At 72.6% G+C, this 18,336-nt stretch carries 12 protein-coding genes, 1 tRNA gene and 2 pseudogenes; 9 read left to right on the forward strand and 6 right to left on the reverse strand.

The window, feature by feature from the left end:
* Positions 1–4: 4 nt before the first annotated feature.
* Both ACFY3N_RS17860 and ACFY3N_RS17865 read right to left on the reverse strand, forming a co-directional pair.
* Complete coding sequence (locus ACFY3N_RS17860; RefSeq protein ID WP_390817626.1) at positions 5–817, reverse strand: SDR family oxidoreductase; 813 nt, start codon at positions 815–817, stop codon at positions 5–7.
* Between the two features lie 17 nt (positions 818–834).
* A complete protein-coding gene (locus ACFY3N_RS17865; protein ID WP_390817627.1) occupies positions 835–2,010 on the reverse strand; it encodes a phytanoyl-CoA dioxygenase family protein in 1,176 nt (391 codons plus the stop codon).
* A 106-nt stretch (positions 2,011–2,116) separates the two neighbouring features.
* Between ACFY3N_RS17865 and ACFY3N_RS17870 the strand changes: the two genes are divergently transcribed.
* Both ACFY3N_RS17870 and ACFY3N_RS17875 read left to right on the forward strand, forming a co-directional pair.
* A complete protein-coding gene (locus ACFY3N_RS17870) occupies positions 2,117–3,154 on the forward strand; it encodes a LacI family DNA-binding transcriptional regulator (protein WP_390817628.1) in 1,038 nt (345 codons plus the stop codon).
* Between the two features lie 53 nt (positions 3,155–3,207).
* The gene (locus tag ACFY3N_RS17875; protein WP_390817629.1) at positions 3,208–3,819 is read left to right on the forward strand and encodes a TMEM175 family protein; all 612 of its coding nucleotides are present in this window, start codon (positions 3,208–3,210) and stop codon (positions 3,817–3,819) included.
* 7 nt (positions 3,820–3,826) lie between these two features.
* On the opposite strand, the gene ACFY3N_RS17880 is transcribed toward ACFY3N_RS17875, so the two are convergent.
* Positions 3,827–4,990 (reverse strand): Gfo/Idh/MocA family protein, encoded by a 1,164-nt coding sequence (locus ACFY3N_RS17880; RefSeq protein ID WP_390817630.1) that lies wholly within the window; start codon positions 4,988–4,990, stop codon positions 3,827–3,829.
* Between the two features lie 188 nt (positions 4,991–5,178).
* Here ACFY3N_RS17880 and ACFY3N_RS17885 point away from each other — a divergent pair, with 188 nt between their 5' ends.
* From ACFY3N_RS17885 to ACFY3N_RS17905, 5 genes and pseudogenes are all read left to right on the forward strand, one after another.
* The gene (locus tag ACFY3N_RS17885; RefSeq protein ID WP_390817631.1) at positions 5,179–5,829 is read left to right on the forward strand and encodes a GntR family transcriptional regulator; all 651 of its coding nucleotides are present in this window, start codon (positions 5,179–5,181) and stop codon (positions 5,827–5,829) included.
* Positions 5,830–5,839: 10 nt separating this feature from the next.
* Positions 5,840–6,177: pseudogene (locus ACFY3N_RS17890) on the forward strand (PrpF domain-containing protein); the annotation flags it as partial.
* A pseudogene (locus ACFY3N_RS17895) lies at positions 6,158–7,576 on the forward strand (MFS transporter). The pseudogenes ACFY3N_RS17890 and ACFY3N_RS17895, both read left to right, overlap by 20 nt.
* Positions 7,554–7,627: transfer RNA gene (locus tag ACFY3N_RS17900), tRNA-Pro, on the forward strand. Before ACFY3N_RS17895 ends, ACFY3N_RS17900 begins: the two are co-directional and overlap by 23 nt.
* Positions 7,628–7,760: 133 nt before the next feature.
* Positions 7,761–9,200, forward strand: a complete 1,440-nt coding sequence (locus tag ACFY3N_RS17905; RefSeq protein ID WP_390817632.1) for a Yip1 family protein — start codon at positions 7,761–7,763, stop codon at positions 9,198–9,200.
* Positions 9,201–9,213: 13 nt separating this feature from the next.
* Here the strand turns inward: ACFY3N_RS17905 and ACFY3N_RS17910 are convergent, their stop codons facing one another.
* Together ACFY3N_RS17910 and ACFY3N_RS17915 are read right to left on the reverse strand one after the other, a co-directional pair.
* The gene (locus ACFY3N_RS17910; RefSeq protein WP_390817633.1) at positions 9,214–10,350 is read right to left on the reverse strand and encodes a hypothetical protein; all 1,137 of its coding nucleotides are present in this window, start codon (positions 10,348–10,350) and stop codon (positions 9,214–9,216) included.
* Positions 10,351–11,031: 681 nt separating this feature from the next.
* Entirely contained in the window at positions 11,032–12,117 is a 1,086-nt protein-coding gene (locus ACFY3N_RS17915; protein ID WP_390817634.1) for a hypothetical protein, read from the reverse strand.
* Positions 12,118–12,212: 95 nt separating this feature from the next.
* Here ACFY3N_RS17915 and ACFY3N_RS17920 point away from each other — a divergent pair, with 95 nt between their 5' ends.
* Positions 12,213–13,931, forward strand: a complete 1,719-nt coding sequence (locus ACFY3N_RS17920; protein ID WP_390817635.1) for a LuxR C-terminal-related transcriptional regulator — start codon at positions 12,213–12,215, stop codon at positions 13,929–13,931.
* 183 nt (positions 13,932–14,114) lie between these two features.
* On the opposite strand, the gene ACFY3N_RS17925 is transcribed toward ACFY3N_RS17920, so the two are convergent.
* Positions 14,115–16,688 (reverse strand): CHAT domain-containing protein, encoded by a 2,574-nt coding sequence (locus tag ACFY3N_RS17925; protein ID WP_390817797.1) that lies wholly within the window; start codon positions 16,686–16,688, stop codon positions 14,115–14,117.
* Between the two features lie 166 nt (positions 16,689–16,854).
* Between ACFY3N_RS17925 and ACFY3N_RS17930 the strand changes: the two genes are divergently transcribed.
* Positions 16,855–18,285: a S8/S53 family peptidase gene (locus ACFY3N_RS17930; RefSeq protein WP_390817636.1), complete on the forward strand. Its 1,431-nt coding sequence runs from the start codon at positions 16,855–16,857 to the stop codon at positions 18,283–18,285.
* Positions 18,286–18,336: the final 51 nt, after the last annotated feature.

The raw sequence follows: 18,336 nt of genomic DNA on the forward strand, positions 1-18,336 counted from the left end.
GAGGTCAGTCGAGGCCGCCGAGGACGTTCTGGTCCCAGTCGATCACGGAGCCGGTGACCACCCCGGAACGGTCGGAGAGCAGCAGGACCACGAAGTCGGCGATCTCGTCCGGGTGGCCGAGCCTGCCCATCGGCAGCCGCGCGGCGGCCTGTTCGCGCCAGTCGTCCCCGGCGCCGTGGAAGGCGCGCTGGGTGGCGTCCTCGCCCTCGGTCGCGGTCCAGCCGATGTTCAGGCCGTTGATCCGGATCCGGTCCCAGCGGTGGGCGTGCGCCGCGATGGGGGTCCCCCCGCGCGAGCGAAGCCGAGGGTGGGGGAGGGTGAGGCCGATCAGGCCCGCCTTCGCGGCGACGTACGGCGCCAGGAACGGCTGCCCGCCGTGCGCCGACGAGGTGATGACGTTGACGACCGTGCCGGGCGCCGCGCGCCGCACCATGTCCGCGACGGTGGCCTGCACGGCGAAGAACGGCGCCCTGAGGTTGATCGCGATGTGCTGGTCGAACAGTTCGGGCGTGGTGTCGAGCAGCGTCCCGCGCGAGGTCAGGCCGGCGGAGTTGACCAGGCAGTCGATCCGCCCGTACGCCTCCACCACCCGCGCGACACAGGCCTTGGCCTGCTCGGCGTCCGCCAGGTCGGCCCGTACGGACATCGCCTTGCCGCCCGCGGTGGCCAGCTCGGCCACCAGCGCCCCGGCGGGCTCCGGGCGCCGCCCGCTGACGGCCACCACCGCCCCCTCGCGGACCGCGGCCCGTGCGACGGCGGCGCCGACGCCCTGACTGCCGCCGTTGACGAGGACGACCTTGTCGTCGAGAAGTCCCATGCCGGTGTCCGGGCCCTTCAGCTCTCGCGCCGCTTGGCGCCGGCCCGCAGTTCGTCCCGCAGGGTCCGGGCGGTCCACCCCTCGCGCAGGGCCCGGCGTACGACATCGGCCTGCGAGGGCGGGGCCAGGCCCTCGACCGGCGGGTCGCTGTCGAGGTTGGTGGGGAAGGGGTACCCCTCGGCGCTCGCCGCGACGACGTTCTCCAGCCACCGCTCGCCCGCGCCCTCGGCCTTGCGCCGCAGGAGCACCGGGTAGACGGCGCCCGCCACGGCCTCGCGGTCCACCGTCTCCATCGCCCGGCCGAACGCCGAGGACACCTGGAGCAGGTTGGCCATGCGCCGGACGTCCGCCGAGTGGTTGGCGCCGGCGGCGTGGAACAGCGCCGGGTTGAAGAACACCGCGTCGCCCTTGGCCAGGGGGAGTTGCACGTGGTGCTCCTCGAAGTACGCCCGGAACTCCGGCAGCCGCCAGGCGAGGTAGCCCGGCTCGTACTTCTGCGAGTGCGGCAGGTACAGCGTGGGTCCGGACTCGACGGGCATGTCGCAGTGCGCCACCGCGCCCTGGAGGGTGAGCGCGGGGGAGAGGCGGTGCACCTGCGCCGGGTAGGCGGCGGCGACCTCGTTCGAGAGGAAGCCGAGGTGGTAGTCGCGGTGCGCGGTCTGCGCCGCCCCGCCCGGGTTGACCACGTTGACCTGGGAGGTGACCTGGTAGCCGGGGCCGAGCCAGGCCGAGGAGACCAGCGCGATCGTCTCGTTGCCGTAGTAGTCGGCGAACGCCTCGGGGTCGTACAGGGCCGCCTTCTCCAGGGCGTTCCACACCCGGTCGTTGGCGCCCGGCCTGGCGAAGTGGTCACCGGCGCCGGCGCCCGAGGCGCGCTGCTCGGCGATCAGGGCGTCGAACACGGCGGTGGTCCGGTCCACCACCGCCGGGTCGGCGAAGGCCCCGCGGATCACCACCACGCCGGGGCCGTCCGCCAGCGCGCGCACCAGCTCGGCCTGTACGGCACGGCGGTCGGCGAGGGCGAGCCGGTCGGCGTCGTACAGCGGCACGTTCCGCTCGACGGCACTGGCGTGCGGGTGGTCGGCGGCCCCGGTCGGCTGCTCGACCAGCGCGCGGAAGGCGTCCAGGTCGCAGTCCCGCTCGGACAGCCAGGTGGCCGGCGCGGAGGACTGCTGGTACGTGGATGCGGACATGGGGCCGTCCCTTCGGTCACGGAGCGACGCGGCTGGTGTCATTCTTGTCAGTACAAACCCTTCCAACAACCAGCAGGAAGCCATCAAAAACCCCTCAGGAGCCGATGTGGGCCACCCCTTCCCGATCCGGGAAATCGCACGTCAGGCAGGGTTGAGCGAGGCCACGGTGGACCGGGTCCTCAACGGCCGGGGCGGCGTGCGGGAGAGCACCGCGCGAGAGGTGCACCGGGCGATCGCCGACCTGGACCGGCAGCGCACCCAGGTCCGCCTCGTCGGCCGGACGTTCATGGTGGACATCGTGATGCAGTCGCCGGAGCGGTTCTCCACCGCCGTCCGGGCCGCCCTGGAGGCGGAACTGCCCTCCCTGCACCCGGCGGTGGTCCGCTCCCGCTTCCACTTCCGCGAGACGGGCCCGGCGGGGGAACTGGTCGCCGTCCTGGACCGGATCGGCCGGCGCGGCTCCCAGGGCGTGCTCCTCAAGGCCCCCCACGTCCCCGAGGTCACCGCGGCCGTCGGCCGGCTCGCGGCGGCCGGGGTCCCCGTGGTGACCCTGGTGACGGACCTGCCCGCGAGCGTCCGGATCGGCCACGTCGGCAGCGACAACCGCGCGGCGGGCGCGACCGCCGCCTACCTCATGGGGCAGTGGCTGGGCGACCGTCCCGGCCATGTGCTCACCAGCCTCTCCAGCGGCTCCTTCCGCAACGAGGAGGAGCGCGAGATGGGCTTCCGCAGCACCATGCGCTCCCGGCACCCCGGGCGGAGCCTCGTGGAGATCGCCGAGGGACACGGTCTGGACGCCGCCACCCAGTACGACCTGGTCCGGGCCGCCCTGGAACGCGACCCGGAGATCCGCGCGGTCTACTCGATCGGCGGCGGCAACATCGCCACCCTGCGCGCCTTCGAGGACGCCGGGCGCGAGTGCGCCGTGTTCGTCGCGCACGACCTGGACCACGACAACACCCGACTGCTGCGCGAGCACCGGCTGTCCGCCGTGCTCCACCACGATCTGCGGCACGACCTGCGCGAGGCCTGCCACCTGGTGATGCGCGCCCACGGCGCCCTGCCGCCCGCCGGGCCCACCCTCCCCTCCGCGATCCAGGTGGTGACCCCGTACAACATGCCGCCCGCGACGATGGCGGGGTGACGGCCGGGCGTGTAACCCCGTGCGGTGGGCCGGGCCTGCCTACCGTCGTGCGCATGAGGAATCCGACCCCGGAAGGCGGGCCCGAGCGGCTGATCACGCTCGCCGACGGCGTGTTCGCCATCGCCATCACCCTGCTGGTCCTGGACGTCTCCGTGCCGCAGGGACTGAGCTCCGGGGAATTCCACCGGGCCCTGGGCGACGTGCTGCCCAACCTGGGCGCCTACGCGGTCAGCCTGGCGGTGCTGGCCGGCTTCTGGCGCGACCACCGGGCGATCTTCCGCACGGTCCGGCAGGTGGACGGGCAGGTGATCTCGCTGACCGTGCTCGGTCTGGGCCTCGCGGCACTGCTGCCGTTCCCGACCGCGCTGGTCTCCGAGTACGGCGAGGAACGCGTCTCGGTGATCATCTACGCGGCGGCGGTCTCCTCGCTCGGCGCGGTCCACCTGGCGCTGGCCGCCCTCGTCGCCCGGCGCCCCTGGCTGCGCGGCGGGGCCGCCCCCGTACGGGACGAGACACTCTCCGCCCTCGACCTGGGGGCGACGGTGGCGGTGTTTCTCGTGACCATTCCGCTGGCCCTGGTCATGGGGCCCGGCGCCATGTGGTGGTGGCTGGTGCTGGTGCCGGTCAAGGTGTGGCTGGGCCGCCGGGAGAACGCGTCCCGCTGACGGCGGGTCAGGCCGGCGCGTCCACCGTCACCCAGGCCCCGCTCTCGGCCGACCGCGTCATCGCGTCCAGCACCGCCGCGCTGTGCACGGCGTCGGCGAGGGTGGCGCCGTGCGGGACGCCCTCGGCGACGGAACGCAGGAAGCGGTAGGCCTCGATCACCTTCAGGTCGTCGTAGCCCATGGCGTTCGCGGCACCCGGCTGGAAGGCGCCGAACTCGCCGTGGCCCGGGCCGACGTAGAGGGTGCTGACGGGCTGGTCCTGGTAGGCGGTGCCCCGGCTGACGCCCAGCTCGTTCATCCGGCGGAAGTCCCAGAACACCGCCCCCTGGGTGCCGTGCACCTCGAAGCCGTAGTTGTTCTGCTCGCCCACCGACACCCGGCAGGCCTCCAGCACCCCGCGCGCACCGGAGGCGAACCGCAGCAGACAGCCGACGTAGTCCTCGTTCTCCACCGGGCCGAGTTCACCGCCGGCCGCGCGGGAGTGACCGGCCGTGGCGCCCGCCGGACGGGCCCGCTCGGGCAGGAAGACCGCCGTGTCCGCGGTCAGCGAGGCGATGTCGCCGAGCAGGAAACGGGCCAGGTCGGCGCCGTGCGAGGCCAGGTCGCCGAGCACCCCGCTGCCCCCGCGCTCCCGCTCGTAGCGCCAGGTCAGCGCGCCCTCGGGATGAGCCGCGTAGTCGCTGAAGAGACGGATGCGGACATGGGTGACGGTACCGATGTCACCGGAGGCGATCAGCTCGCGGGCCGCCTCGACGGCGGGCGCGTTGCGGTAGTTGAAGCCGACCGCCCCCTGGACACCGGCCCCGGCCACCGCGTCCGCGACCGCGCGGGCGTCGTCCGCGCCCAGGCCCACCGGCTTCTCGATCCAGATGTGCTTGCCGGCCCCGGCCATCGCGACACCGATCTCGCGGTGCAGGAAGTTCGGGGCGGTGATGCTGACGGCCCGCACCCGGGGATCGGCGGCCACCTCCCGCCAGTCGCGGGTCGTCGAGGCGAACCCGAACTGCGCGGCGGCCTCCTCGGCCCGGCCCGGCACCTCCTCGGCGACCATGATCAGCTCGGGGCGCAGGGCGAGCTGCGGATAGTGGTGCCGCACGCGTGCGTACGCCTGGGTGTGCACCCGTCCCATCCAGCCGAATCCGACGACGGCGACGCCCAGCGCATCCACCATGAAAGCCTCTCTCCGGCCCGGTCCGTGTCCTGTCCGCCCACCTTCTGCGGGGACCCGGCGTCATGTCAACCTTTTGACAGGACAATGCGCATGCCGGGAGCGGTTCCCGCAATGCGGCGGACAAAATTGTTGCCAATCTTGTTTGGCTGGATTTACGTTCGACAGGCACTCACTCAGGGAGGGCAACCATGCCGAACCAAGCCCGTCCGGGCACCGGGGAGCAGGCCAAACAGCTTGCGCTCGGGCAGCTGCGGGAGGCGATCCTGCACGGCGAGATGGCGCCGGCGCAGCGGCTGGTGGAGAACGAACTCGCCGAGCAGTTCGGCGTGACCCGGGCCAGCATCCGGGCCGCGCTGATCGAGCTGGAGTCCCAGGGGCTCGTGGAGCGGATCCGCAACCGCGGTTCACGGGTGCGGGTGGTGACCGTGGAGGAAGCGGTCGCCATCACCGAGTGCCGCCTGGTCCTCGAAGGTCTCTGCGCGGCGAAGGCGGCGGCCGCCGTCACCGACGCACAGGTCACCGAGCTCAAGGACCTGGGCACGTCGATGCGCAAGGCCGTGGCCGACGGCGAACCGCTCACCTACTCGGAGCTCAACCACGAACTCCACGCCAGGATCAGGGAGTTCTCCGGCCAGCTGACGGCCATGGAACTCCTGGAGCGGCTCAACGCCCAACTGGTGCGGCACCGCTTCCAGCTGGCGCTGCGTCCGGGGCGTCCGCAGCAGTCCCTGAACGAGCATCTGGCCATGATCGAGGCGATCGGGGCCAGGGACCCGCAGGCGGCCGAGGCGGCCGTGCGCGCCCACCTCACCAGCGTGATCGAGGCGCTGCGCGACTGACACACGCACCGGGGCGGGCGCCACCCGCACCTTCATTCCGGTGCGCTGCCACACCTCCATCGGCGTCCTGGGCGCCGCGAGCGTGGCGGCCGGACTGCGCCTGACGGGCAGGTGGGGGAGGGGATCGCGGAACTCCCCGGGTCCGGCGACCGGGTGCGCGTCGAACACCCCACCGGCTTCCTGGAGGCCGACGTTCACGTCGACCCCGGCTCCGCCACGGTCCGCCGCACCGCCGTCGTACGCACCGCGCGCAAGATCTTCGACGGCACCGTCTTCCCCCGGCCCGCCGAGACGGCGCCGATCCCCGCACAACGCCCTGGAGGCACCCATGACTCCGCCGCTCGGTGACATCGCCCATGTCGGCCACGCCCAGCTGTTCACGCCCGACCTGGACGCCGGCGTCGCCTTCTTCACCGACTACCTCGGCCTGACCGTCAACGGCCGGGACGGCGACACCGTCTACCTGCGCACCTACGACGACTAGGAACACCACAGCCTGGTGCTCACCGCCCGTGAACGGCCCGGTCTCGGCCGGCTCGCGCTGCGCACCTCCGGTGAGGAGGCCCTGCACCGCAGGGTCGCGGCCCTGGAGGCGGCGGGGCGGCCCGGGAGGTGGGTCGAGGACGAGCCCGGCATCGGCAGGCTCTACCTCACCGCCGACCCCGACGGCCACGAGCACGCCCTGTACGGGGAGAGCGAGCACTACCGGGCCCCCGACGGGCTGCGGCCGGCGCTGAAGAACCAGCCGCAGGCCAGGCCCAACCGGGGCGTGGGCGTGCGCCGCCTCGACCACGTCAACTTCCTCGCCGCCGGCGACCTCGGCAGCTACGCCACCTTCGGCATGCTCGTCGGCGCGCTGACCGCGGGGACGGTCGCCGACCGCATCGGCCGCAAGAAGCTGATGGTCTCCTGCGTCGCGCTCTTCTCGCTGGCCTCCGGCCTCTGCGCGGCCTCGGACGGTGTCGCCGTCTTCGGCCTCGGCCGGACCCTGGCCGGCATCGGTCTCGGCGGTCTGCTGCCGACCGCGATCAGCATGGTCTCCGACTGCGCCCCGCGAGGTCGCGCCGCCCTCACCAGCGGCCTGCTGATGACCGCCCACCACGCCGGCGGCATCCTCTCCGCCTACGTGGCCCTGTGGATCGTCGAGCCGCTCGGCTGGCGCGCCGCCTTCTGGGTCTGCGTGGTCCCGCTGCTCTTCGTCCCGGTGCTCGCCCGGTTCCTGCCCGAGTCGCTGAGCTTCCTCGTCGCCCGCGGCCGCACCGAGGAGGCCCGCGCGCTGGCCGCCCGCTACGAGGTCGAGCTGCCCGCCGCCAAGGACCGGACCGCCGCCGGCGCCCCCTGGGCCAACCTGCTCAACCTGTTCCGCGATCTACGCGACCGTGTCCATCGGCTCCGCCCCCGCCAACCGTGCCACGGCGGTCGGCTGGACCTCCGGCATGGGCCGCTTCGGCGCGGTCTTCGGGCCGTGGCCGGGCGGCCAGTTGCTCGCCGCGGACAAGGGCGACTGGGGTTTCACGGCCTTCGCCGCGGCCGGCGCGGCGTCGATGGTGTTCATCGGGATCGCGGCGCTGCGGACCGCGCGGTCGGCGCAGCGGGACGGCGAGCCGCAGCACCTGGCCATCGCCGGCTGAGTCCGGCCCCCGCCGTACGGAGCCGACACCCCGGGCGTCCCGATGAGGTACTGTTGACCAGCGTGATCACGCGGTTCACCGCGTGTATCGCATCGGGACGTGGCGCAGCTTGGTAGCGCACTTGACTGGGGGTCAAGGGGTCGCAGGTTCAAATCCTGTCGTCCCGACACACAACGGGCCGTCGGCCCCGCTCAGGGCCCTGCCTCGCTTCGGTGAGGCAGGGCCCTCGATCGTTTCGGGGGACTGCCGATCGGGGGAGCCCCGCATGCGGGGCTCCGGTCCGGGCCTGAGCCTGGGTCCATGAGTATCCGTCCATGGGTGATCGTCGAGGCTCCGGACCGGCGAGGGCTTCGCCGGGTCGTCGTAGGTGGCAGAACGGTGGGCAGTGCCTGGTCACTGACCCAACTGCGGGACATGCTCGGCCGCCACGGTTATCCGAAGGACATGGACCTGGAGGATCCGGCGTCCGTCTGCTGGCGCGGAGGGGACAGCGGGGAGTGGCCCGACCGCGCCGGGCGAAGGCGCACGGTCCTCGTACTGATGGCGGCCGGAATGTTCACTTCCATGGTCCTGAACACAGTGATCGGATGGCCGGACGCCACCGGAGCCCTCACGTTCGCACAACGGATGAGCGGGGCCCTGATCGTTCTGTCCGGTGTGGTGCAGTGCGCGGCGTTGATCGCGGTGTTCGACTACTGGCTGAGACGGCAGTACAAGATTTCCGGGGCGGTCGTCCTGGTAGGGGTTTTCATTGCGTTCGCCACGGACGGCATTCTGCTGCTGATGTGGTTCGACGAAAAAGAATACACACCCTATCTGCTGGTGTTCATGCCTCTCCTGGGCTGGTCCCTGTGGGCGCTCTGGCTCCTCATTCGGGAGAAGGCATGGCAGGGGACCCCGCGGCCCAGGACATTTGCGACCGGGGTGGTCGCCACAACGGTCCTGACGGGCGTGAGCCTGGCATATTCAACCATGTACCAGCCTGCGGCGGCACCCACACACTTCGTACTGAAGGCAGAATTCGGCGCGCCGCAGGCCGATCACAGGCATCCGTTCGTGCACGTCCCGCTGAAATTTTACATGAAGAACGACGGAGGAATTCCGGTCTACATCATCAACGACAACTTCACCGTGTACGGAAGAATTGCCGAGTATTCCGGGGGTGATGACCGGCTGAAGGAGTGGAAAAAGAGTCTGGACGAGAAACACGAGGAGGATGCGGAACGTTACGTCAATCGGATGAGATTCACCAAGGTGAGCAGCGGGCAGTTCTACCGTCCGGGTTACTCGCTCGATGTCGGCCAGGAATACACCATGGAGCGCGTGTTTCAGATCCCGGTGAACTCCGCGTTCGACACGATAAATGTCGACCTGCAGATCACGTACATGAGGAAGGACCGCGGGAAAATTGACGTGAACCAGTTCCGGCGCGCGCACCGTTCGTGGGACAAGGGGGAGGGCCGGTACTACTGCAGTCCGGAGAAATGCGGGGAGGAGCTCTACTATCACGGCAGGGTGCGGCACAACAACAATCTTGTCAATGTGACGCGTGGACCGCGTTATGTGACGGCGGTCTGGTCCCCCGGGGAGACTCCCATGTATTCCATCTCGTCGTTCCACTTCGCGGGCGGGGTCTCCCGCGCGGAGGAGAGGAGGGAGGTGGAAAGATACAATGTATCGACTGCCTACGCCGACATGGCGGTGCCCGTCGCGCAACTGCTGAAAGCGGCCGGAGGCTGACCGGTGCGAGGTCCTACGATTCCTCTTCGGCCATCTGGAGCCAGGTGCCGGCCTCCACCCCCTGCCGGCCGAGTTGCCGAGCCGACTGCAGGCAGTGCAGACCCGGAGTGCCGACGGTGCCGAACAGCTTGTCCGCCGGTACGATCCGGGCGAGCCCCGTGACGAGCCCCGTCACCTCGAACGGGGCGTTGTCGTACGTGTCGTTCCGCAACTGGGCCTGGACATCGAGGGCGTCGGACCCGGATTCCTTGGCCTTCCAGTAGTCCTTCACCCCTTCGCTGTTCCATTGTGCGGGAATCATTTTCTCAAGGCCCCGGGTGAGACTGCGCTCGGAGACGGATTCGAAGACGGCGTTGGTGCAGACTTCGGCGGCCTCGCCGAGCGGTGCATCCGGCAGCCCCTGGGCCAGGATGACCTTCTTCAGTTGCTCGTTCAGCCGGGCGAGCTGTTCGTCCGCTTCCTTCCGGGCTTCTTCCCGGTCCATGTCCGACACCGTGGGGTCACTGCTCTCCTGCACGGAGGAACTGGCTTCGTCCGCGGTCTCCGCGAGACCGATCCGATTCCCCTCGGACGTCTCGGACCGGCCGGTGGTCTCCAGGGCGACGCCGATCGTCGCCGCGTCCTGACGGGGCTGCTGCGCGGCGCTGATCCCGCTCTTCGCCGCACTTTCACCCGGTGCCGAGTACGAGCCCTTGTCCGGCACCAGGACCCGGTACACCTGGTCGATGCTGTTGGCCACGTCCTCCCTCAGCTCCCGCGGCGTCCCAGGGGCGCCGACCAGGTCCAGGACGGAGGTGCACCTCTGCACGGTGAGGATGGTCACGGCCCGTTCCTCGGCCGGAACACTCGGATCGCTGACGGCGTCCAGCGCGGAGATCATCTGCTGCACGATCACGATCAGCTTTTCCCGCACCTCGGCAGGCGTCCTGGGATCGTTGATCACGTCCAGTGCGGCAGCGATGTTCTGTGCGCTCTCGATGACTCCTTCCCTCTCCTGCGGTGGCACCTCCGGGGCTTCCGCCATCTTCAGAACGGTGGTCAGTTGCGCCACGCTCGACGTGAGCTCTTCAGGGGCTTCCGCTGTTTTCTGGATCAGCTCATCGGTTACCTCTTCAATTTCCTTCTTCTGTTCCGTGGCGGGCTCGGGCATCGCCGAATGCGAATCCTCCCCGGGTTCGGTCGACTGACCGGTGTCCGACGGTCCGTCCGGCTCCTGCGTATCGCCCGTGGAGGTGTCGTCCGGTTCCGTCGGTTTCGTCGGTCCGGTCGATTCGCCCGGTTCCGTCGAATCCGTCGGCCCGGTCGGTCCCGTCGTTTCCGTCGGTGAGGGCTCCGTCGGTGTCGGCTCCGTCGGCGGGGTGGGTGGGGGAGGGGTTGTCCGGGCGGGTACCGCAGTCGTGACTCCGTCATTGGTGGGGGACGCCGCCGTGGCGATCGTCGGACTTGCGGGAAATGCAAGCGCCGCAGCCACGACGGATGCGCCGACCGTGCGGGAGATATGTCGCCGGGTGATCCTGGGCATGATGATTCCGGATGGGATGGGCGTCGTGCCGCGCTTCCGTCTCCCTCGCGCGCTCCGCTCCCTTGCGAGTGGCACTGCGAAGAGATTGAAATATGAATCGGACAATATGGGGCCGATATCATTCCACTCTTCACCCGTACCGCGCGGCACGCAACGCGAAGCCCCGCAGCCACCGGCCGGCACGGGTGCCGCGCGAACACCGGGATCGCCAGGGCCGGGGACGTCACCCTCCCCCGAAGGCGACGTCCCCGGCCGCTCCCCCGGCGCCGGACTGTGGCTCGGATGCCCGCGGGCGGTCGTCGTGTGCCGTCACCAGCACATGACCGCCGTCTCGCCCGGACCCCACACGGAGTACAGGCGGACACGGACGTAGTAGCGGCGGCCCTTGACCAGCCGGGCCGCGATGGCCGCGTTGTGCGCGGTTCCCCCGTCGTCGTGGCCGGCGAGGAAGCGGGGTTCCCCGTCCCGCTCCTCGAAGAGCACGACGACCCGGTCGGCCTCGCCGAAGGTGCCCACCGTGTAGTCCCGGGTCTCCGGCGGGTCGATGCGGAAGTCCGCCTGCTCACCGGGGCCCAGACCCAGCGGCACCGAACGGAACGGCACCAGCGGGGGAGGCCGCGGCGGATCCGGCGGCGGGTACCGGCGGAGGACGAACTCCTTGTCGGCCGGGGAGAGGGTTCCGGGCGGGTACACACCCCCGTGGTACTGCTCCGGCTCCAGGACCAGCCCCGGCGGCAACGCGTACTGCATGATCGACTGGGGGTCCCAGACGGAGCCGTTGACCTCGTCCGGGTCGAGCCTGCGCAGGATGTTGTCGTACGTCCTGTCCCGGCTCCAGTGGTTCGGGGGACCCGCCAGCTCGGCGTACACGGCCTCCTCGTCCCAGTGGATACCGGCGTACGGGCTCTGGTGCTCGTGCAGCATGCCGAGCGCGTGCCCGATCTGGTGCAGGGCGGTCGCGCGCTCACCCGGTGCGGTCAGGTCCCAGCCGAAGTTCATGGTGCGCTCGTGCACACCGACGCGGAGCGCGTCCCTGCCCACGGCCGACCAGGTGCCGTCACCGAGCTGGAACCCGATGCGCAGCTCCGCCTCGGTGCGGTCGCGGACCTCGGTGAACGTCAGGCCCGGCCCGAGTCCCCGCCACTCCTCGAAGCACTCGCGCACGACGTCCTGCTGCTCCTTGGCCCCGCCCCACGGGACCCAGCGGGTCCGCCCGGTCCCGGGCACGGTGATCCTCGACCCCGCGGTGTCGCCGCCGAAGAAGGAGTAGTGCAGCACGGTGCCGTTGACCCACAGCCGCCGCCCGCCGATCAGCGCGCCGAGCCGCTCGGCGGCCAGGCCCGGCGGATACGCGGGGGCCGGCTGCGGCGGCAGCGAGCAGTGGCGAACGGTCATGGACCACAGGCTGCCGTGCGGCGGGGCCGGGCGCCTGAGTCGGAGTCTGCTCAAGTGCCCCTGTATCAGGCTTGAGTATCCGTGCTCCTGTTCCCGTGACGACTTCACGACGGGATGCCATCGGGCCGCACGAGCCGCACGAGCCGAACGGGAAGGACACGACGGTCCTGCGGCCGCCCTGGCCGTTCACCGGCCGGGAGGACGAACTCGACCTGGTGCGGCGCTCACTGACCGGCGCGGGGCGCGGCCTCGTGGTGACCGGACCGGCGGGACGGGGCAAGACCCGGCTCGTCACCGAGGCGGTGCGGGGCACCGACTGCGCCCGGGTCACCGGGACTCCGCAGACCCGGCACCTGTCCTTCGCCGCCTTCGCCCCGCTGCTGCCCGAGCCCGTCACCCTGCACCGCGCCCTGCGGCAACTGACCGGTGTGCGCACGCTGTTCGTCGACGACGCCCATCTGCTCGACGACGCCTCCGCCGCCCTGGTCCACCAGCTCGCCGTGCACGGACGGACCCGGCTGCTGGTCGTCGTCGCCGACGGCGAGCCGGTGCCCGCCGCCGTGTCCCGGCTGTGGACCGGGGAGCTGCTGCCCCGGCTCGCCCTGCCGTCACTGTCCTGGGAGGACACCGCGCGGCTGTTCGCGGCGGGCGCGGAAGCCGCCCCGGAGCCGCTCACCGCGAACCTGCTGCACCGCCTGTGCCACGGGGACCTGCGGCTGCTGCGGGACCTCCTGGACGCGGCACGCGCGCACGCCCGGCCCGCCGGGGCCCCGGGCGCCTGGGAGTGGCGCGGCCCGCTGCCCCTGACCCCGGCCGTACGCGAACGCACCGCCCCCCTCCTGGACCACGCCCGCCCCGAGGAACGCGAGACGCTCGACCGCCTCGCCTTCGCCGAACCCCTGCCGCTCGACGGCGACGGCGGCGACCTCGACCCCACCGTCCTGGAACGCCTGGAGACCACGGGCCTGGTCCACGTCGACGACCACGGCGGCGTCCGCCTCGCCCACCCCCTGCACGGCCCGGCCCTGCGGGCCGCCGCCGGCCGGCTGTGCGCCCGCCGGCTCGCCCGCACGCCCGAGGACTGCGCCCCCGCCCTGGACGCCGAGTCGGCGGAGCTGATCCGGCGGATCGAACGGGCCGACGTGACGGCGGTCCCCACCCCGGTGGGGGACTGGCTCGTGGGCGAGGGGATGCCGGTCCCGGCCGGGTACGCGGCCCCGCGCGCCCGGTACGCGCGGCTGCGCGGCGCACTGCGGGAGGCGGCCGCATGGGCCCGCGAGGGCCTGCGCACCACCCCCGCCGACCCGGCCTGCCGCACCGAACTCACCCTCGCGGAAGGGACCCCCGAGGCGTACGGCGACCCGTACGACGCCGTACGCCTCGGCGCCCCCGGACGGGCCGCGGGCCGGCTCACCGGCGTCTTCGCCGGCCACGCCGACGCCCTCGCGCGGGCCGACGGGCCTGCACTGGACCGGGTGGGCGAGGAGTTCGAGCGGCGCGGCTTCCTGCTGTTCGCCGCGGAGGCGCACGCACAGGCCGTCTCCGCCCACCGGGAACCGCACGCCGCCCGCACCGCGCGCACGCGTGCGGCCGCTCTCGCCCGCCGCTGCGAGGACGCCCGTACGCCGGCCCTCGCGGGCCTGGCCCTGGGCGAACTCACCGCGCGTCAGCGGCAGATCGTCACGCTGGCCGCGGCGGGTCTGAGCAACCGGCAGATCGCGGAACGCCTGACCCTCTCCGTCCGCACGGTGGGCAACCACCTGTACGGGGCGTACACCCGGCTGGGCACGACCGTGCCCCGGCGGACCGCCTGACGGGCCCGGGGGGTCTGTTTCGTGGGCGGCTGCGGGTGGTTCGTGGTTGCTCGCGCAGTTCCCCGCGCCCCTTTCAGGTCGGTCCAGTGGACCCACCTCAAGGGGCGCGGGACTGTGTCGACATGCGGCTCCGCCGCGTGGGCGCGACCAGCCACCGACCACCCGCAGCCGCCCACGGCGGGCTCACGCCGCCCCGAAGGCGCTGAAGGCCCACCCCGTGGCCCGATGCACCGCATCCCCCGGCAGCGCGGCACGCGCATCCCGCAAAGCCTCCGCCAAGGACAACCCGGCCCCCAGGCCCATATGGAGGGCCACCATGAGGGGGACGACCGCCGCATCGTTGACGGGGGCGCTGCACGCCACCACCCCCGCCGTGCCCAGCGGCAGCAACGCCGTCACCAGGCCGAGGAGTTCGTCGGCCCCGACCGTGGCGAACCGCGCCGTGTCGCAGCAGGACAGGATGATGCGGTACGGGCTGCGGTCCAGCCGCTCGAAGTCGTGCACGATCAGCGGCCCGTCGGCCATCCGCAGGGACGAGAACAGCGGGCCGTCCGCGCGGAACGCGCCGTGCGCGGCGATGTGCGCCAGCCCCGCCCCGTCCAGCTCCCGCAGCACGCGCGGCACCGTCGCGTCGTCGTACTCCAGGACGGTCGCACCGCCGTAGCGGCCGGCCAGTTCGGGCACCTCCGCGCCGCCCGTCGCGAGCCCCGGACCGCGCACCAGCACCTGGCGGCCCTCGGGCGACGGCGCCGTCTCCTTCGCGCGCAGCCAGCTGCTCGCCGACGGCGACACGCTCAGCACCCGCTCCCGCAGCGAGGGCAGCAGCGCCCACGGCACCCGGTGCAGCCGCCCCGGCGGCACGACCACCACCGGGCCGTCACCGAGATGCGCCGCGGCCGGACCCAGCAGCAGCTCCTCCAGCCGGCGGCCCGCCGCCTCCACCACCGGCAGCCGGGACTCCGCTCCCGGATGGGCCAGCCGCCGCAGCCCCGCCTGTACGTGCTCGGCCTCGGTCTCCGCCGCCGCCAGCAGCCCGGCCTCGAACCGCCGCACCCTGCCCTGCCCGCACAGCAGCACCTGCACCCGCCCGTCGAGCACGGCGAGTTCCACCAGCTGTCCGTCGTCGCCGTCGCCCAGCCGCGCGAGCAGCCGGCCGACGTCGAAACGGTCCCCGTCGCCGGGGGCCTCACCGCGCATGTGCAGCGTCCGGGAGCGGATCTCCCGTTCCAGCCGCCGCTGTTCCCGCTCCAGCGCCGGCACGGGCCTGCCCTCCATGCGGGCCTCCTCCGCGCGGGCGGCGATCTCCCGGTAGGCGGTCATGCCGCTGAGCAGCGCCGGGTCGGCCGGCGGCCGGGTGGGCGGTGCGGACAGGGCGGTGGCCCGCCAGCGTTCGCTCCACACCAGCAGCCGCCGCGGTCCGCCCGAGACCAGACTGGCCCGCTGGGCGAGCGCGGCCAGCTCCGCGCCCTGCGCGGTGGCGCGGGCCCGCAGCTCCGAGGCGCCCAGCGTCATCCGGTGGTCGTCGAGCACGTCGAGACCGCGTCGGCAGGCCTCCAGCACGCCCCGCGCGGAACCGGCGGCCTGCGCGCGCAGCGCCTGCGCCGCCCAGCCCGTCATCCGCGCGAGCGGCGGCCCGCCGCGTCTGCTCCGCGCGGCGACCGCGAGATGCCGCTCCGCGTCCGCCGTCCAGCCCAGGTCCAGCGCGATCCGGCCGGCGAGCAGGGACGCCTCCGGGGCGGCCGGGGCGCCGAGCGCGGCCAGCCTCTCCGCCACCGTGGCCGCGTCCGCGACCAGCCGGCCCGAACCGCGCCCGGCCGCGTACCGGGACTCGATCAGCACCAGCCGCGCGTGCGTCTCCCACCAGGTGCGCCGCTGCCCCGTGAACAGCCGCACCGCGAGCGCCGCGCGCGCGATCGCGGTCTGCGGCTCGCCGGCCAGCCGGGCCGCCCGCGCGGCGGCCAGCAGCAGCTCCGCCTTGCGCGTGGACTGCCCGCCGATCCCGTCCAGCGCCCGGATCGCCGCGTCCGCCTCGGCCAGCGCCTCCCCGGCCAGCCCGGCCGCCAGCAGCACCTCGCAGCGCCGGATGTTCAGCATGAACGTCGGCGTGCCGAGCTTGGCGTACCGCTCCTCCGCCTCGTCGAGCAGCCGCAGCGCCGCCGGGACGTCGCCCGAGCGGAACGCGGCCTGCCCCCGGCTCTCCACCGCGTCCGCCTTGTCGTGCTCCTGGCCGGTGGTGTCCCACAGCGCCTCGGCCGCCGTGAAGTCGGCGTCCGCCCGCTCCACCGAACCCAGCGCCAGATGCACCGTCGCCCGCAGCGTCAGCGCCCGCGCCGTCCAGATCACGTCGTCGGCCTGCCGCAGCACGGGAATGGCCCGCCGTACGTCCTCCAGGGCCTCCTTGTGATGGCCCAGCACCCACCACGAGTACGCCCGGCGGAACAGCACCCGCGCGCGGGTGTGTCCGGTGCCGCGCTCGACGCCGCGCCCCAGCGCGTCCATGCCCTGCCGGGTGCGCCCCGCGTGCACCAGCGCGACCCCGAGGGTGGCGAGGACGTCCGCCTCCCGATCGGCCGAGTCCGCGCGCGCCGCCCAGGCCCGGGCCCGGCGCAGATGGGTCAGGGCCAGCCGCATGTCGCCGAAGTCCCGCTGCCAGATGCCGATCACCTGGTGGGCGACGGAGGCGTGCAGGGGCGGTGGACGGTCGCCCAGCAGCTCTTCCGCCCTCGCCAGCGCCTCACCCGGGGCGGCGAACACCATCGGCAGCAGTTCCAGCACCGTGTCGCTTCCGGCTGTCACCCCACGATGGTAGTGGTCCGCAACCACGCCCCACAGGTGTGACGTTGTATCAAACGCCCGCTCCACGGCTCTGCATACACGACAGCTCCGCGGCACCGGCCGCCGTCGCACCAGTGGAGGACACGCCATGGCACCACAGCGATTCCGCGAGCAGTTCGCACAGATCCAGCGCTCGATGCCCGACGTCCCCCTGGCGATGGGACCGGACGACGCGGGCGAGTTCCTCTACGAGAAGGGCGTGGTGCTCGCCCGCGACGGAGAAGAGGCCCGTGTCGTCGAGGACACCGTGCGGCAGCACTTCACCACGTTCTCCGGCCTCACCCCGGACCAGGTGCGCCGGACGGGTCCGGAGACCAACCGCTCCGGCATCACCCGCATCCGGGTCGCCGATCCCGGCCGGGGCGACGGCAGCGGCGACCCGGCGGTCGCGGGAGCGCTGCGCGCGCTGTCGGCGGCCGAGGGGCGTGCCGGACGCCGGCTGATCAGCCGCAACCACGTGGTGTCGATCGCGGTCAACGCCTGCCCGGGCGACGAGCCCGTGCCGGTGCCGCGCGGCGGGCAGCCCAACCCGGCCGCCGCCGACGCCGTGCACGACCCGGACACCGCCGTCGGCGTGCTCGTCGTCGACACCGGCCTGATGCACGACCACCGCTCCTACCCGCTGCTCGCGCACACCCGGGGCGACGCCCAGGTGGCGGAGTGCGACGGCGACGGCGTCCTCCAGCAGTACTGCGGGCACGGCACGTTCATCGCCGGACTCGTCGCCGCCGTCGCCCCCAACACCGACATCACCGTCCGCGGCACGCTGAACGACGCGGGCGCCGTCCTGGAGTCCGAGTTCGGCGAGAAGCTCTTCGAGGCCGTCGACCGGGGCGGCTGGCCCGACGTCATCAGCCTCTCCGCCGGCACCTCCAACGGCCGTACCGACGGACTCCTCGGCGTCGACGCCTTCATGCGGGAACTGCGCGAGCGGCCCACCCTGCTGGTCGCCGCCGCCGGCAACAACGGCAGCGCCACACCCTTCTGGCCCGCCGCCTACGCCGATCTGCCCGGCTACGAGAACGCCGTGCTGTCCGTCGGCGCGCTGCGCGGGGACGGCGAGTTCGGCGCCTGCTTCAGCAACCACGGCGGCTGGGTGAAGGCCTATGCGCCCGGTGAGCGTCTCGTCAGCGCCCTCACCGGCTTCGAGACGCCCGTCCCGTACGTGTACCAGCACTCCACCTACGACGCCTGCCGCTACGGCTTCACGTACGCCTGCACGTGTCACCACCCGCGTCACACCGGCGTGCTGAGCGAGGACGGCGGCTCCGGCAAGCCGGACCAGGTGATGTTCGAAGGACTCGCCCAGTGGAGCGGTACCTCGTTCGCCACCCCCGTCGCCGTCGGCATGGTCGCCGCCCACATGACCGCACAGGCGGAGACCGACCCGCGCAAGGCCCGCCGGCAACTGCTCGACGCCACCACCGAGTACGCGGAAGTGCGCGGGGCGCACGTTCCGGCGCTCCTTCCGCCCTCCTGGCGCCCCGTGCAGGTCTCACCACTCCCGGCACGGGCATGAGGACCGGAGCCGTCCCCTCCGCGGCGTACGATGACGTGCCGTACACGAGGG

It is taken from the genome of Streptomyces sp. NPDC000348 (assembly GCF_042898795.1).
Lineage (GTDB): Bacteria > Actinomycetota > Actinomycetes > Streptomycetales > Streptomycetaceae > Streptomyces.

Bases quoted from the DNA above. Each gene is read 5' to 3' on its own strand.
- ACFY3N_RS17860 (WP_390817626.1), bottom strand. From the start codon at position 817: ATGGGACTTCTCGACGACAAGGTCGTCCTCGTCAACGGCGGCAGTCAG.
- ACFY3N_RS17865 (WP_390817627.1), bottom strand. From the start codon at position 2,010: ATGTCCGCATCCACGTACCAGCAGTCCTCCGCGCCGGCCACCTGGCTG.
- ACFY3N_RS17875 (WP_390817629.1), top strand. From the start codon at position 3,208: ATGAGGAATCCGACCCCGGAAGGCGGGCCCGAGCGGCTGATCACGCTC.
- ACFY3N_RS17880 (WP_390817630.1), bottom strand. From the start codon at position 4,990: ATGGTGGATGCGCTGGGCGTCGCCGTCGTCGGATTCGGCTGGATGGGA.
- ACFY3N_RS17885 (WP_390817631.1), top strand. From the start codon at position 5,179: ATGCCGAACCAAGCCCGTCCGGGCACCGGGGAGCAGGCCAAACAGCTT.
- ACFY3N_RS17905 (WP_390817632.1), top strand. From the start codon at position 7,761: ATGAGTATCCGTCCATGGGTGATCGTCGAGGCTCCGGACCGGCGAGGG.
- ACFY3N_RS17910 (WP_390817633.1), bottom strand. From the start codon at position 10,350: ATGCCCGAGCCCGCCACGGAACAGAAGAAGGAAATTGAAGAGGTAACC.
- ACFY3N_RS17915 (WP_390817634.1), bottom strand. From the start codon at position 12,117: ATGACCGTTCGCCACTGCTCGCTGCCGCCGCAGCCGGCCCCCGCGTAT.
- ACFY3N_RS17925 (WP_390817797.1), bottom strand. From the start codon at position 16,688: ATGGTGTTCGCCGCCCCGGGTGAGGCGCTGGCGAGGGCGGAAGAGCTG.
- ACFY3N_RS17930 (WP_390817636.1), top strand. From the start codon at position 16,855: ATGGCACCACAGCGATTCCGCGAGCAGTTCGCACAGATCCAGCGCTCG.